General features: G+C 46.8%; 13 protein-coding genes. 10 read left to right on the top strand and 3 right to left on the bottom strand.

Features of this window, described 5'->3' with window-relative positions:
* Nucleotides 1–4 precede the first annotated feature (4 nt).
* The 10 genes from argB to BM003_RS04710 all read left to right on the top strand — a co-directional run bounded on the left by argB (nt 5) and on the right by BM003_RS04710 (nt 12,867).
* Entirely contained in the window at nt 5–808 is an 804-nt protein-coding gene (argB, locus tag BM003_RS04755) for an acetylglutamate kinase (RefSeq protein ID WP_093670650.1), read from the top strand.
* Nucleotides 801–1,997, top strand: a complete 1,197-nt coding sequence (locus BM003_RS04750) for an aspartate aminotransferase family protein (protein ID WP_093670648.1) — start codon at nt 801–803, stop codon at nt 1,995–1,997. Before argB ends, BM003_RS04750 begins: the two co-directional genes overlap by 8 nt.
* Before the next feature lie 17 nt (nt 1,998–2,014).
* Nucleotides 2,015–3,103, top strand: a complete 1,089-nt coding sequence (locus BM003_RS04745) for a carbamoyl phosphate synthase small subunit (protein ID WP_093670909.1) — start codon at nt 2,015–2,017, stop codon at nt 3,101–3,103.
* A complete protein-coding gene (carB, locus tag BM003_RS04740; protein ID WP_093670646.1) occupies nt 3,087–6,323 on the top strand; it encodes a carbamoyl-phosphate synthase (glutamine-hydrolyzing) large subunit in 3,237 nt (1,078 codons plus the stop codon). Before BM003_RS04745 ends, carB begins: the two co-directional genes overlap by 17 nt.
* A gap of 5 nt (nt 6,324–6,328) precedes the next feature.
* Nucleotides 6,329–7,288, top strand: a complete 960-nt coding sequence (argF, locus tag BM003_RS04735) for an ornithine carbamoyltransferase (RefSeq protein ID WP_093670644.1) — start codon at nt 6,329–6,331, stop codon at nt 7,286–7,288.
* Nucleotides 7,289–7,382: 94 nt separating this feature from the next.
* Nucleotides 7,383–8,630 carry an argininosuccinate synthase gene (locus BM003_RS04730; RefSeq protein WP_093670642.1) on the top strand — a complete coding sequence of 416 codons (1,248 nt, stop codon included), beginning with the start codon at nt 7,383–7,385 and terminating at the stop codon, nt 8,628–8,630.
* Entirely contained in the window at nt 8,587–9,975 is a 1,389-nt protein-coding gene (gene argH, locus BM003_RS04725) for an argininosuccinate lyase (RefSeq protein ID WP_093670640.1), read from the top strand. Before BM003_RS04730 ends, argH begins: the two co-directional genes overlap by 44 nt.
* A gap of 167 nt (nt 9,976–10,142) precedes the next feature.
* A complete protein-coding gene (argC, locus tag BM003_RS04720; protein ID WP_093670638.1) occupies nt 10,143–11,087 on the top strand; it encodes an N-acetyl-gamma-glutamyl-phosphate reductase in 945 nt (314 codons plus the stop codon).
* Nucleotides 11,088–11,229: 142 nt separating this feature from the next.
* Nucleotides 11,230–12,465: a multidrug effflux MFS transporter gene (locus BM003_RS04715; protein ID WP_177184640.1), complete on the top strand. Its 1,236-nt coding sequence runs from the start codon at nt 11,230–11,232 to the stop codon at nt 12,463–12,465.
* A gap of 15 nt (nt 12,466–12,480) precedes the next feature.
* The gene (locus tag BM003_RS04710) at nt 12,481–12,867 is read left to right on the top strand and encodes a hypothetical protein (protein ID WP_093670634.1); all 387 of its coding nucleotides are present in this window, start codon (nt 12,481–12,483) and stop codon (nt 12,865–12,867) included.
* A gap of 52 nt (nt 12,868–12,919) precedes the next feature.
* On the opposite strand, the gene BM003_RS04705 is transcribed toward BM003_RS04710, so the two are convergent.
* The 3 genes from BM003_RS04705 to BM003_RS04695 form a co-directional block, all read right to left on the bottom strand.
* Nucleotides 12,920–13,444, bottom strand: coding sequence for a YceI family protein (locus tag BM003_RS04705; RefSeq protein ID WP_093670632.1), 525 nt, complete (start codon nt 13,442–13,444; stop codon nt 12,920–12,922).
* A 77-nt stretch (nt 13,445–13,521) separates the two neighbouring features.
* Nucleotides 13,522–14,160 (bottom strand): NAD(P)-dependent oxidoreductase, encoded by a 639-nt coding sequence (locus BM003_RS04700; RefSeq protein WP_093670630.1) that lies wholly within the window; start codon nt 14,158–14,160, stop codon nt 13,522–13,524.
* Nucleotides 14,161–14,312: 152 nt separating this feature from the next.
* Nucleotides 14,313–14,729 carry an Rrf2 family transcriptional regulator gene (locus tag BM003_RS04695; protein WP_093670628.1) on the bottom strand — a complete coding sequence of 139 codons (417 nt, stop codon included), beginning with the start codon at nt 14,727–14,729 and terminating at the stop codon, nt 14,313–14,315.
* Nucleotides 14,730–15,075 lie beyond the last annotated feature (346 nt).

Here is a 15,075-nt window from a genome sequence, read left to right as displayed (position 1 = left end):
AACAATGAACCGTTATCTGGTGATTAAATGTGGAGGAAGCGTTTTTGAACGACTGACTCCGGCCTTTTTCAAAAGCATACAGGCGATCCAGGCGGAGGGCGAGTGGCTGCCGGTCATTGTGCATGGCGGCGGTCCGGCAATCTCACAGATGCTGGATAAACTAGCTATCCCGACGGTTTTTCATCATGGTCTTCGGGTGACGACTCAGGAAGTACTCGACGTTGCGGAGATGGTGCTTAGCGGAACGATGAATAAACAAATTGTTTCCAAAATTGGCGCTTCCGGCGGCAAAGCGTTTGGATTAAGCGGCATTGACGGCGGACTGTTCAAGGCCAAACCGCTGGCGCTTTCCAAGCTTGGTTATGTCGGTGAGATCACTTCGGTGGATTCATCGATAATCACCAATCTCTGCGAGCAAGGATATATTCCGGTTGTTTCGCCGATCTCCATGGACGATAAGGGTCAACATTACAATATAAATGCCGATCAGGCGGCTTCTGCGATTGCAGCGGCATTAAATGGGAAACTATGTTTCATCAGTGATGTCCCTGGCATCCTCGTTGAAAAAGATGGGACACTTACACGACTGAAACAAGTTTCCGATCTGGAAATTGAGCGGCTGATTGAATCCAAGAAAATTAGCGGTGGCATGATTCCGAAAGCGAAGGCAGCGGTGGACAGTTTAAAGAATAACGTCCAGGAAGTTGTCATTGTGAATGGTATGATGCCGGAATGTCTGGTTGATTATACTAAGGGCGTTGAAGTCGGAACAAAAATATTCCTTGAGGAGGAAGTACTCCATGCTTAATACAAAGTCGGAAGAAAAAATCGCACCGGTGATGAGTGCTTATGGACGTTTTCCAATTACTATTGAAAAAGGCAAGGGAACTTATGTATGGGACAGTGAAGGAACAAAGTATCTCGATTTTACAGCTGGGATTGCTGTTCTCGCACTTGGCCATGTTCCGGATGCTGTAGAGTCAGCTCTGAAGAAGCAGCTCGATACACTATGGCACTGTTCCAATTTGTATCATATCGGACCGCAAGAGAAACTCGCGAAAATGCTGACTGATCGCACATGCTGTGACCAGGTTTTCTTTGGTAACAGCGGGGCGGAAGCAAATGAAGGCGCGATTAAATTGGCGCGCCGCTACGCGACTATAGTGCTGAACAAACCGGAGGGACATATTGTCACTTTTGATCACTCCTTCCACGGTCGGACGCTCGCGACAATGGCGGCAACCGCCCAGGAAAAAATACACAGTGGTTTTGGAACCCCTGTTTCCGGATTCAAATACCTTCCTTATAATGATGAAGCAGATATCGATGCCATTGCAACGGATGACGAATGTATCGCTGTCATGCTGGAAATGGTTCAAGGCGAAGGCGGAGTGATTCCTGCGGATAAAGTATGGGTTCAGAAGCTCGCATCTGTGTGCAAGGAAAAAGGCATTCCGATGATTGTCGATGAAGTGCAGACGGGTATGGGCAGAACCGGCACGCTTTTTGCCTATGAACAGTACGACATTGAACCGGATATTCTGACAGTAGCCAAAGCGCTTGGCTCAGGGATTCCGATCGGAGCATTCCTAGCAAAAAAACATATTTCCCAGTTGCTCACCCCGGGGACCCATGGATCGACATTCGGCGGCAATCCGTTCTCAACGGCGGCAGGAGTGGCGACCATCGAAACCTTTGAGAAACAAGATGTTATTGCTCAATGTGTGAAGAACGCGGCTTATTTTAACCAGAAATTGACTAACCTTAAAGAAAAATACGCGAATCAATTGATTGCTGTCCGCGGTCTTGGCCTTTTGATCGGCGTGGAAACATCCGCACCGGCTATAGATATTGTCAATGAAATGAGAGAGAAGCATCACGTGCTCATTCTGACGGCAGGCAAGCATGTACTGCGTATTTTACCGCCGCTTGTGACCAACGAGGCGGAAATTGATCAATTTATCGAAGCTTTTGACGATGTATTAAAAGAACAATAATTAGGAGGCTGCTGATGATGAAAAAAGGATATCTGCTTCTGGAGTCGGGCCAACTATTCCCGGGGGTACGCGTTGGCGCTTCTTCATCTGTGATTGGCGAACTTGTTTTCAACACCAGTATGACCGGCTATCAAGAAATTATGACTGATCCATCCTATGCGGGACAGATCATGACGTTCTGCTATCCGCTGATTGGAAATTACGGAGTCAATTTGCATGATAATGAAAATGCCAAGATCCAAATGCAGGGCGTGCTGTTCAGCAATCTTTGCGAGCTGCCGAGCCATTATCAATCCATTAAAACAGTTGATGAATGGTTGAAGCAATCAGGTGTTCCGGGACTTGCGACTATTGATACCCGTGCTGTGGTAAAAGCGGTGCGTGAGCGCGGGACAATGAAAGCTGCCATCAGTGACTCTCCTGATTTTTCTCTGATTGACTGGAAGCAGCCGTTGCCTCAGGATATGGTCGCCAAAGTCTCGACAAGCAAAATGACGGTCTACGAAGGAGAAGGGCCGCATATCGCACTGTTCGATTATGGCTATAAGAAATCAATGCTGAAGGCGCTGCTGGCTGAAGGGTGCAAGGTAACGGTCGTTCCTTTTGATACGAGTTCCGCAGCCATTGCGGAATTGCATCCGGACGGGGTAATGCTGAGCAATGGACCGGGTGATCCGATTCAGTTGCAGCCGCTTTTTGGAGAGATTAAGAAAATCACGTCGAGTTATCCGACGCTTGGCATTTGCCTCGGTCATCAGCTGATTGCACTTGCCTATGGTGCGAAGACAGGCAAGCTGCTTTTCGGTCACCGCGGTGCCAATCATCCGGTTAAGGAATTGAAAACGGGAAAAGTTTGGATGACTTCGCAAAATCACAGCTATGTGGTCGAGAAGGAAAGCGTGAATTCGCAAAATTTCTCCATCAGCTATCTTAATGTTAACGATGGGTCGGTAGAAGGATTGAGCCACAACACGCTCCCAATTGAGACGGTTCAGTTCCATCCGGAAGCGCATCCCGGACCGGACGATACCCACCCGATCTTCTTGAAATTTATTGATATGATTAAACAGAACAAAGGTGAAGTGACTCATGCCGTTACGTACTGACATTAAAAAAGTGCTCGTCATAGGTTCCGGCCCAATAGTGATCGGGCAAGCGGCAGAATTTGATTATGCCGGTACGCAGGCCTGCCTCGCTCTTAAAGAGGAGGGTATCGAGGTTGTCCTGATTAACAACAACCCGGCGACCATTATGACCGACGATCAGATCGCCGACCGAACCTATATTGAGCCATTAACGATTGCGACAATTGAAAAGATTATTGCTAAAGAATGTCCCGATGGACTCATTGGTACCTTGGGCGGACAGACCGGTCTGAACCTTGCAGTTGCTCTCTATGAACAAGGAATTCTTGCAAAATACAATGTTGAACTGCTTGGCACCTCAGTCGATTCGATCCAACATGGAGAGGATCGGGAATTATTCAAGGATCTGATGCTTGAAATCAAGGAGCCGATTCCTGATTCCAGAATTATTCGCTCTTATGATGACGGTCTGGCTTTTGTTAATAAAATCGGCTATCCGGTCATCATTCGTCCGGCATACACGCTCGGCGGTTCCGGCGGTGGTTTTGCTTATAACGAACAGGATCTTAATCTTGTGCTTCACCGTGGTTTGACGCTCAGTCCTATTCATGAAGTGCTGATTGAGCAGAGCATTAAGGGCTGGAAAGAAATTGAATATGAAGTCATGCGCGATGCCAACGACACATGCATTATTGTATGTAATATGGAAAACATGGATCCGGTTGGTGTTCATACTGGAGACAGCATCGTTGTAGCGCCTTCGCAGACGTTGTCTGATGTGCAGTATCAAATGTTGCGAAACGCGTCGCTGAAAATCATTCGCGCGCTGAAGATCGTCGGCGGCTGCAATATTCAGTTCGCCTTAAATCCAAATTCAGATGACTATGCGATTATTGAAGTGAATCCGCGTGTGAGCCGGTCGTCGGCGCTGGCTTCTAAAGCGACAGGATACCCTATTGCACGCATGGCGGCCAAATGTGCGATTGGATTCCACTTAGATGAAATTTTAAATCCGATTACAGGGACGACTTACGCATCCTTTGAACCGGCGATTGATTACATTGTCGTGAAAATTCCACGTTTTCCTTTTGATAAGTTCACCGAGGCTGATCGAAGCCTCGGGACTCAGATGAAAGCGACCGGAGAAGTCATGGCCATTGATCGGACTTTTGAAGGGGCACTGAATAAAGGCGTTCGTTCCATGGAGATGGGCTTTACCGGACTTGAAAGTAAGGCACTTAGCAAACAATCGGACGATGTTCTCGAGGAACACCTGAGAAATACGACGGATTTGCGGCTGCTCGCGATCAGTGAACTTTTCCGAAGAGGACGGTCGGTCGCAGACATCAATCAGGCTACTGAGATTGATCCGTGGTTCTTGAACGCGATTTACGGAATTGTTACTTTTGAAGAAGAACTTGCCGAAAAAAGTCTGTTCGAAATAACCGTTGCTGAGTTCGAAAAAGCGAAATGGATGAACATTGGAAATCAGCGTCTTGCACAGCTGCTCAATACTTCTTTAAAAGATATTGACGCGCGCGTTACGGATGCCGGCCTTTCGCCTTCATATCACTTGGTTGATACATGTGCGGGAGAATTTGAAGCGCAGACACCTTATTATTACGCCACATGGTTCGGCGCAGATGAAGCGCCTGTCAGTGACAAGCCGAAGATTCTGATCATCGGTTCAGGGCCGATCCGAATCGGACAGGGCATTGAATTCGATTATTGCTCGGTGCAAGCAACAATGGCGGTGAAGAAGAACGGTTATGAAGCGATTGTGATCAACAACAATCCTGAAACCGTCAGCACCGATTATTCCATTGCCGATCGGTTATATTTCGAACCGCTGGCGATTGAAGACATCTTGCATGTTGCGGAGAAGGAAAAGGTTCAAGGCGCGCTTGTCCAGTTCGGCGGCCAAACAGCCGTAAATGTGGCCAAAGCACTGGAACAGGCCGGCATCAAGGTGCTTGGTACATCAACTGAAAGTATCGACCGTGTTGAGGATCGGGAGCAATTCTATGAACTTTTGCAATCGCTCGACATTCCTCATATTCAAGGAAAAACGGTTCATCAGCTTGAAGACTTGCCTGCGGCAGGTGAACAGCTCGGCTATCCGATACTTGTTCGTCCGTCTTACGTAATCGGCGGGCAATCCATGTTCTTGTTCCATCACTCAGAGGAACTCGATGCCTATATCAACAGTGAACGCAATTTAAATGCGCAGTCATTTCCTCTACTGGTCGATCGATATATGCCCGGTGTAGAATGCGAAGTCGACGCGATTAGCGACGGGGAAGCGACAGCGATTCCCGGCATTTTCCAACATGTTGAACGCGCGGGTGTCCATTCAGGCGACAGCATCGCTGTTTTTCCATCCTTCAGCCTCAGCCAAGCGGTACAGGATGAAATTGCAGAAGATACGCGTAAGATCTGCCAAAGCCTGAATGTTAAGGGATTGATCAACATTCAGTTCGTGATTTCAGCGGAGAAAGTGTTTGTACTCGAAGTGAATCCACGCGCTTCACGGACGGTTCCGATCATAAGCAAAGTGACCGGTATTCCGATGGTTGAAAAAGCGGTGAGTGTTCAGCTGGGTCAAAGTATGAACAAACTGGATCTCGCCAATGGCTATTGCCCGCGGCCGGGTTTTTATGCGGTGAAGGCTCCGGTATTCTCATTTACGAAACTGAAAGGCGTCGATCCTGTGCTGGGACCGGAAATGAAATCGACAGGCGAACAGCTTGGCATGGGTCGGACAGTTGAGGAAGCCTTTATGAAGGGTGTTTATCTGAACGAGGCCAATCCTTTTTCATTAAATTCGACGAAACGAGCAGTGTTCTGTTCGGTGACGGATAATCAGAGAAGTGAGAGCCTGAAGCTCATTAAAAAGCTTGAAAGTTGCGGTTTCGACATTTTGGCGACACCTGGAACTGCGGATTACTACGCTAAAGCGGGTATTCGAACAATAAAGGTAAGCGATGAAGAAGCGGAAGTGGCCAAACAAATGGCGAGCGGTGAGATAACTGCTGCGCTTAATATTCCAACGGCAGGGCGCAACAGGCAATCCTTCGGTTTTAAGATCAGGGCGCTTGCACTTCGCTATCAAGTACCTGTCTACACTTGTTTAGACACGATAGAAGCAACACTCTCGGCGGCTAAGGGCGAACCTTCACCGGAAGTGCACACATTGGATGAATATCGGGATTTAAGCTATATGACGAATAAAGGGAAGTGAGTAATTTGACAAACGAGACGGCTTCAACACTACAAGGCAGAGACTTTCTAACGATTGCCGAATTTACAGAAGACGAATTGAAGACCTTTTTACAAACGGCCGTTGCGCTTAAGGCGATGCAAAAGCAAGGCGTTCCGCACCATTTCTTAGAAGGTCAGACGCTCGCGATGATCTTCGAGAAAGCCTCAACGAGAACGCGTGTGGCATTTGAAGTAGGTATGTACCACCTCGGTGGTTCTGCGTTATACTTAAGCAGCAAAGATATTCAAATTGGCCGCGGCGAAACGATCGCGGATACGGCGAAAGTGCTTTCACGATTTGTCGATGGTATCATGATTCGGACATTCGGCCATGAAGTGGTTGAAGAATTAGCGGCTAACGCCGATGTTCCGGTGATTAACGGGTTGACGGACACTCACCATCCGACACAGATTATTGCCGATCTATTGACTATTTTTGAGCATAAAGGCAAGCTTGAAGGGTTAAAAACATGCTTCATCGGCGATGGCTACAACAATATGGCGCACTCATTAATGGAAGGCGCCGCCGCAGTCGGCATGGACATGACGGTCGCGAGCCCCAAAGGCTACGAACCGGATGCGGCAATTCTTGAAGCAGCGAAGGCAAGAGGCGCAAAGAATGGTTGTACCATCGCGTTCACCAACTCGCCTCAGGAAGCGGCTGAAGGCTGCGATGTCGTGATCACCGATACATGGCTGAGCATGGGCGATGAAGATGAGACTGAAAAGCGTCTGCATGATTTTAAAGGCTTCCAAGTCGACGACGCACTGGTCGCTTTAGCAAAACCGGATCATATCTTCATGCATTGCCTGCCTGCTCACCGCGGTGAAGAGGTCACGGAAAGCGTGATTGACGGTGCGCATTCCGTTGTATTTGATGAGGCGGAAAACCGTCTGCACGCGCATAAAGCAATTCTGAAATGTTTGCTGGAAAAGAACGCCTAAACGTTAGAGAGGCGGCATGTTGGCAAAATTTTAGTTTTTCTTATTCTAGGAAAAATACATTCTAAAAATAATTTATTCCAGGAGGGTTTCACTAATGGCAAAAGAAAAAATCGTTTTAGCATATTCCGGCGGTCTGGATACTTCGGTCTGCATTAAGTATCTGCAAGACAAGTACAACTATGATGTAATCGCACTCAGCATTGATGTCGGCGAAGAAGGTAAAGACCTTGATAAAGTGAAGCAAAAGGCAATTGATGTCGGCGCGATCAAATCATATGTCGTTGATGCGAAAGAATTGCTTGCAGAAGGATACCTTGCTCCGGCCCTCCAAGCGAACGCATTGTACGAAGGCGTTTACCCGCTTTCTTCAGGTCTTTCACGCCCGCTCATCGGTAAATTACTCGTTGACGTTGCGCATAAAGAAGGCGCGACAGCTGTTGCTCACGGCTGCACAGGAAAAGGAAACGACCAAGTTCGTTTTGAAGTAGCCATTCAGGCACTCGATCCGTCCCTGAAAGTTGTTGCACCGGTTCGTGAATGGGGCATGACGCGTGACGAAGAAATTAAATATGCGGAAAAGAACAATATTCCTATCCCAGTTGATCTCGACAATCCATTCTCGATTGACGCGAACATCTGGGGACGTGCGTGCGAAGCCGGCGTTCTGGAAAACCCATGGAACGAAGCACCTGAAGAAGCGTTCGCTTGGACGAATCCAATTGAAAAAACACCGGATGTACCGGAATATATCGAAATTGAATTTGAAAAAGGTCTTCCGGTTGCTTTAAATGGCGTGAAAAAGCCTTTTATCGAAATTATTAAAGAATTAAACGCGCTTGGCGGACTTCACGGAGTCGGACGGATTGACCATATCGAAAACCGTCTTGTCGGCATCAAATCACGTGAAGTTTATGAAAATCCGGCTGCGCTGATTCTGATCAACGCGCATCAGGGACTTGAAACGATAACGCTGACCAAAGAAGTTTCTAAATTCAAGCCGTTGATCGATAAAGAAATTTCTCAAGTGATCTATGATGGTCTTTGGTACTCACCGATTAGAGAAGCGCTGATGGCTTTTGTAAAGCAAACTCAGGAAGTCGTTTCCGGAAAAGTACGCGTGAAACTGTTCAAAGGTAACCATGTCGTTGTTGGACGCGCATCGGAAAAAAGCCTATACAACGAAAAATTGGCGACTTACACAACAGGCGACGCGTTTGATCATAACGCAGCCGTAGGCTTCATCAAGCTGTGGGGACTCCCGACCAAAGTGAATGCGGAAGTGCATAAGGAGGCAGATCATGGCGAAACTATGGGGCGGCCGGTTTACGAAGTCAACCAATAAACTGGTTGATGACTACACCGCATCGATTTCATATGATCAGGAACTAGCAAAAGAAGATATCGAAGGCAGTCTGGCGCATGTTCAGATGCTCGGAGAATGCGGCGTAGTCACAGAAGAAGAGGCAAAAACCATTCAGCAGGGACTGCGCGCCATCTTGAAAAAGATAGAGAACGGCGAAGCACATTTTTCAACGGACATGGAAGATATTCACATGAACATTGAGAAGATGCTGATTGATGAAATTGGTGCGGTCGGCGGCAAGCTTCACACCGGACGCAGCCGAAATGACCAAGTCGCGACCGACATGCACCTGTACATGCGGAAGAAGACTCAGGTTCTGATCGACTTGCTCGAAGATGTGCAATATGCACTTCTTGAGCAAGCGAAAGCCAATGTGGACACGATTCTTCCCGGATACACACATCTTCAGCGCGCGCAGCCGATCTCCTTCGCGCATCACATGCTCGCCTATTTTTGGATGTTTGAGCGTGATAAAGGTCGGTTAAAGGATAGCGTTAAGCGGATCAACATTCTGCCGCTTGGCGCCGGTGCATTGGCTGGGACGACTTTCCCGATCAATCGTCGTCGTGTGGCTGAACTGCTTGATTTCGATGATGTCTACCCAAACAGCATGGATGCGGTCAGTGACCGTGACTTTGTCGTCGAGGCGCTTGCGGACTGCTCGTTGATCATGGTTCATCTCTCGCGCCTGTCTGAAGAAATGGTGCTTTGGAGCAGCCAGGAATTCCAGTTCATTGAATTGGATGACGCATTCTGCACAGGTTCCAGCATCATGCCGCAGAAGAAAAACCCGGACGTATCCGAGTTGCTGCGCGGCAAAACCGGTCGCGTGTTTGGACATTTGGTCGGCTTGCTGACTGTGCTCAAGGGACTTCCGCTTGCCTATAACAAAGACATGCAGGAAGACAAAGAAGGCATTTTTGACACCGTCAAAACGCTGGAAGGGGCACTTAAATTACTCGCCCCAATCCTTGAGACCATGACCGTCAAGAAAGATCGGATGCGTCACGCTGTTGAAAAAGACTATTCGAATGCTACCGATATTGCGGATTACCTGGCGAAAAAAGGACTGCCGTTCCGTGACGCGCATGCGGTCACCGGAAAAATGGTCCTCTATGCCATTGAAAATAAAAAGTATTTGCTTGATCTAGATTTGGAAGAGTACAAGCAATTCAGTCCTCTTTTTGAAGAGGATATCTTTGAAGCACTGCTTCCTGAAAATGTGATGCGCGCCCGTGAAAGTGAAGGCGGCACTGCGCCACATCAAATTGAGCAACAATTGAAACTCGCGGAAACACGACTGCATCAGAATCATTCATTCTGAGACAGCTGTTTCATATAGTGTCTTTCCGTAAGAATTCCACAAATTGTATTCTTACTGTAAGGTTTATTACCCCCTAAATTAGCTTACTATTTTTACTTAAAGCACCGGATACGGATAAAACGTATCCGTTTTTTTTTAGACCTACGAAAGAAAGGATTGTGCGCGTTATGTATTGTGTATATGTAGACGGTCAATATGGTACTACAGGATTAAAAATTAAAGACTATTTGTCGAAGCATCAAAATGTACAAATCTTAACTATAGACTATGAAAAAAGACGAGATCCTGAAACGAGAAAAAAATACATGAATGAAGCGGACATCGTTTTTCTATGCCTCCCTGATCAGGCGGCTAAAGAGGCGGTAAAGCTCATTGAAAACAGTGAAACGAGAATCATTGACGCGAGCAGCGCACACAGGATTGACGACGATTGGGCATATGGAATACCTGAACTTGGCCCAACCCAAAGAGATAGAATAAAAAATTCGAAACGTGTGAGTGTTCCCGGGTGCCATGCAACCGCGGCAATATTGGCGCTTTCCCCATTAGTAAAAGGTGGAATTGTCCCGAAAAATTATCCGGCAGCTATTTTCTCCGTTACAGGTTATAGTGGCGGTGGTAAAGATGTGATTGCAAAATACGAGAGTGGGAATAGAGACCGACATTTAGACATCCCGAGACACTATGCGTTGAGTCAAAATCACAAACATTTACCTGAAATTCAAAAGTATGCAGGACTGGACGATAAGCCAATGCTCATCCCGGTTATTTGCGATTATTATAAAGGACTAGCCGTAAGCATTCCACTATTCTCTAATAAGTTAGCTAAAGATCACTCACCTGAAGAGATACGTCATTTTTTAGCAAATTATTATTCCGGAGAACCATTTGTAAACGTTATGCCTAATGAGACGGAAGGATTTCTTGAAGATGGGAGTTTCGACATTACGGCATGCAACGATACAAATAGGGCGGAACTTTTTGTGCTTGGGAACGACGATCGAATCATGCTGATGACACGATTAGATAATTTAGGCAAAGGAGCTTCCGGGGCGGCGATTCAATGCATGAATATTATGCTGGAAATTCCTGAACAAACCGGACTTGTTTAACCGTCTGAATGGACGGGTCAAGTCGTTGCATCTTAATGCAAGTTCGGTTTTTCCACGATTATCTAGTTGAAATTCAGCAACACCAACCAGTTTTTTGCTATGATAGCCACAAGAACTTCGTGAATGGAAAGGCTGATTGAACGTGAAAGCAACACAAACAGCTTCGGCGGTGCCGGGACTTGGAAGAGGGGCACATGTCCGTTTTGTGCTTGTACTCGGAGCACTTGGTGCGTTCGGACCGCTATCAATGGACATGTATCTTCCTTCCTTGCCGTCGCTGACAAGAGATCTGCAGACAACAACATCTATGGCGCAATTAAGTATCACCGCCTGTCTGATCGGGCTCGCGGTAGGACAACTTATTTTAGGCCCACTCAGTGATAAATTTGGACGGAAGCTTCCTTTGCTTGCCGGACTGATCACATTTACACTAACTTCTTTTCTTTGCTCCATCACCACATCCATCGGATTGCTCGTTGTTCTGCGCCTGATTCAAGGGATGGCGGGAGCGGCGGGGATGGTGATTTCGCGAGCGATCGCCAGGGATCTGTATGCCGGCACGAAACTAACGAAATTTTTCTCAATGCTGATGGCGGTTAATGGCATTTTCCCAATATTGGCACCAATTTTGGGTGGTTTTGTGCTCCGGTTTACTTCTTGGCACGGTGTTTTTGTCGTGCTGTGCGTGATTGGTTTCTTGCTTTTTATTGGAGCTGTAACCTGTATACCGGAAACACTGCCTGCCGAAAAACGGATTTCCGGTGGCATTGGCGCGACCGTATCCGCGATGGGTCATATTTTTCGCGACACCCGCTTCGTTGGGTACGCGCTCGTATTAGGGCTCGTTATGGGTGCGATGTTCTGCTATATTTCGGCTTCATCATTTGTACTCCAGGACATGTTTTCGGTGTCACCACAGGGATTCAGCTTGTTTTTCGCCACCAATGGTCTTGGCATTGTGCTTATGTCGCAGCTTGCGGGCCTGCTCGCCGGCCGAGTGGATGCACGAAAAATTTTGCGAACCGGTATTTATATAGCGACAATCGGAAGTATTGCGCTTTTTGCGAGCTTATTGTTTGAACCGCCACATTTAATCGCAGTGATGATTCCGCTTTTCCTCGTTGTTTCAATGGTAGGGCTTGTCAACTCAACGGCTTTCTCGCTAGCGATGCAAAGTCAGGGGAGAGCGGCGGGAAGTGCATCGGCGATTCTCGGGATGGGCATGAATACCGTTGGCGCGTTGCTCTCGCCGCTAGTCGGACTTGGCGGCAGCCATACGTATTTTCCGATGGCGCTGATGATTCTCTTCTGTGAAGTAAGCGCGCTCTTCATCTATTTGTTTTTTATCGCTAAGGGATCTTTAAAAATCACGAAATGAAAAGAGATTGACAGCATGAGATCATTTTTAATGGATTTATACCAGATTCGACCAAGCCAGCTTTACTTAGATCAGGATAAAATTGATCGCTTAAAAGAGCTATTTGATCCGCTTAATGTGCGCTTCAATGCGCCGCTCCCCATTAAGAAAAATGGGGGTGAGGCTTTTCTGACTGATGGTCACACGCGCGCTTTCCTCTATAGTGAGGCGAAAATATCGGTCATTCCGGTCTATTGGGATGAAGATGATTTGGATATGAACCTTTATCAAAGCCGCCTCAACTGGTGCCGCGAAGAGCGTGTCATGTTCATCGACGACTTGAAAGAACGAATCCTCCCCCATGATCAATTTGAAAACGAATGGATTAAGCGTTGTGAAAAAGCAGTGAGAAAAGAAAAATAAAATAAGAACGGACAGCTTGGATAAGCCGTCCGCTCTTATTTTTTGCAGGTTATTAAGCGTTTTGCGTAAATTCAGCTTCAACATTAATCTTGATCTTGTTGCTGACAACAAGATTGCCGTTAGCAAGTGATTGGCTCCAAACTAAGCCGTATTCGCGACGATCAATCGCAAAGGACAAGCTTGCACCGTTTCGTTTGAGACCATATGGATCGTCGACAGGAGAGCCAACCTCTGCTTCAAAGGTCACTGCTTTGCTCGTTCCCTTGATCGTGAGTGTTCCCTCAATTTCATAGTCGCCATCATCAGATGCGGTCACTTTTGTTGATACAAATTTGATTTCCGGAAATTTTTCTGCATCAAAGAAATCGGCGCTTTTTAAGTGATCATCACGATCTTTAATGCGCGTATCAATACTAGCGACGTCAATCGTAACCTCGACCGCAGTAATTTTTCCGCTGTAATCAGTTGTCACATTGCCTGATGTTGTCTTGAAGTTTCCTCTTACATTTGAGAGCCCCATATGTTTTACAGAGAAGCCTGTTTCTGTGTGTGCTGAATCAATTGTCCATTTTGCCATGTTCATCCACTCCTAATGGTTTTTTGAAATCTATTTTAGAATCAACGCAGCTGCGTGTTCTGCTGATTTATTAGCTTTTAATTTTCTTCGGAAACTACAGTAAATCGTTCTCTAACATGCTTCGGTGCTTCGATTTCGTCGATGAGCGCCGCTGCGTAATCTTCACAACTGACATAGCTTTTGCCGGTGTTGTTGAGAAGCAGTTGATCCTTTCCGGTTCTGTAATGACCGGTTCTTTTGCCCAACGCGAAGACTGCTGACGGACTGATAAAGGTCCAATTCAAATCAGTCGTTTCCTGAAGCTCTTCAAGATTCTTTGCCTGATTGGAAGCAGTTGCCTTAAAGATATCCGGAAAGTCCGGTGTATCAATGACACGTGTTTTCTGATCTTTATCAACAAACAGGCTGCCCGCGCCGCCAACAACGATCAGACGTGTTTGAGAGAGACCCGTCACTAATTCAATGAGCTTTCTTCCTGCCTTGACATGCAGGTCTTCTTGACCAAACGGCGCTGAAAAAGCATTTACGATAGCGTCAAAAGCTGCCAGATCTCCGCGCGTCAGATCGAATAAGTCTTTTTGAATAATGTTGAGACTTGTATCGTCTAATTTGTCAGGATGTCTGACAATTGCGGTCACCTGATGGCCGCGTTTGATTGCTTCTTGAGCAATGCGTGATCCCGCCTTGCCCGCAGCACCTATAATTGCGATGTTCATGGAAAATCCTCCTCCTTATCGGTGTAACATAGTTAGTTACAGCTTGCTTATTAGAAAACTTGGCTTCGCTGAGCCTTTAGAGAAAGCGAAGCCTTGGTTGTGCTTATGATTTCGCTAATCTTTTACGATTTCACACCTACTTGGTGCATAAATCACTCTTCTTCAAAAAGATGGTGAAGGATGGTTTCAATCGTTTCACTTGAGAGTTTGCGCTCCAAAGCAGCTTGAGCAGTGCCAAATGCATCGTCAAGCACGTGACGGATACTTTTGCCTACCGGACAGTGCGGATTCGGATTGTCATGAACGGCGAAAAGATGATCTTTCGGTTCAACCGCTCGGAATACATCAAGTAATGAGATGTCGGAAGGCGGCCGAGTCAAGGACGCTCCGGCTTTGCCGGCGGTTGTTTGGATCAAACCGGCTTTCTTAAGCATGCCGAGAAGTCTGCGAATGACAACCGGATTGGTGTTCACACTGGCGGCAATATAATCCGATGGCAAATCCTCATGGGGCTTAGATGCGATCAGAGCTAAAATATGTACGGCGACAGCGACACGGGTATTGATCATTTCCTACACCACCTGTAACTATTATAATTACAGGGTATTCACCTGTCAATCATTTTAAACTTAACGGAATAATATTTTTGGCGATTTAGCTTAATAACTAAACGGCTGACGGAAGAAGCGCAGCAAACCTATAAGAGAAGGAGTTAGGCCGAATATTGAAGTTCAACCTAACGAAGGAAAAGTCAAACCGAACCATCGGAAAGTCGAACCGAACGCGGCCAAAGTCGAACCCAAGAGAGGAAATGTCGAACCGAAGACCAAAAGTCCAACCTAACGAGTGAAAAGTTACACCTAAAGAGTAAAAAGCCGAACCGAACACGTGGAAAGTTCAGCCGAAGAGCGGAGA

This window comes from Sporolactobacillus nakayamae (assembly GCF_900113325.1).
Classification (GTDB): domain Bacteria; phylum Bacillota; class Bacilli; order Bacillales; family Sporolactobacillaceae; genus Sporolactobacillus; species Sporolactobacillus nakayamae.
This window is presented reverse-complemented; position numbering and strand designations above follow the sequence as displayed.

Coding starts and splice junctions, on each gene's coding strand:
- BM003_RS04705 (WP_093670632.1), bottom strand. CDS start 13,444: ATGGCAAAATGGACAATTGATTCAGCACACACAGAAACAGGCTTCTCT.
- BM003_RS04730 (WP_093670642.1), top strand. CDS start 7,383: ATGGCAAAAGAAAAAATCGTTTTAGCATATTCCGGCGGTCTGGATACT.
- BM003_RS04695 (WP_093670628.1), bottom strand. CDS start 14,729: ATGATCAATACCCGTGTCGCTGTCGCCGTACATATTTTAGCTCTGATC.
- argB (WP_093670650.1), top strand. CDS start 5: ATGAACCGTTATCTGGTGATTAAATGTGGAGGAAGCGTTTTTGAACGA.
- argH (WP_093670640.1), top strand. CDS start 8,587: ATGGCGAAACTATGGGGCGGCCGGTTTACGAAGTCAACCAATAAACTG.
- BM003_RS04700 (WP_093670630.1), bottom strand. CDS start 14,160: ATGAACATCGCAATTATAGGTGCTGCGGGCAAGGCGGGATCACGCATT.
- carB (WP_093670646.1), top strand. CDS start 3,087: ATGCCGTTACGTACTGACATTAAAAAAGTGCTCGTCATAGGTTCCGGC.
- BM003_RS04710 (WP_093670634.1), top strand. CDS start 12,481: ATGAGATCATTTTTAATGGATTTATACCAGATTCGACCAAGCCAGCTT.
- BM003_RS04750 (WP_093670648.1), top strand. CDS start 801: ATGCTTAATACAAAGTCGGAAGAAAAAATCGCACCGGTGATGAGTGCT.
- argC (WP_093670638.1), top strand. CDS start 10,143: ATGTATTGTGTATATGTAGACGGTCAATATGGTACTACAGGATTAAAA.
- BM003_RS04745 (WP_093670909.1), top strand. CDS start 2,015: ATGAAAAAAGGATATCTGCTTCTGGAGTCGGGCCAACTATTCCCGGGG.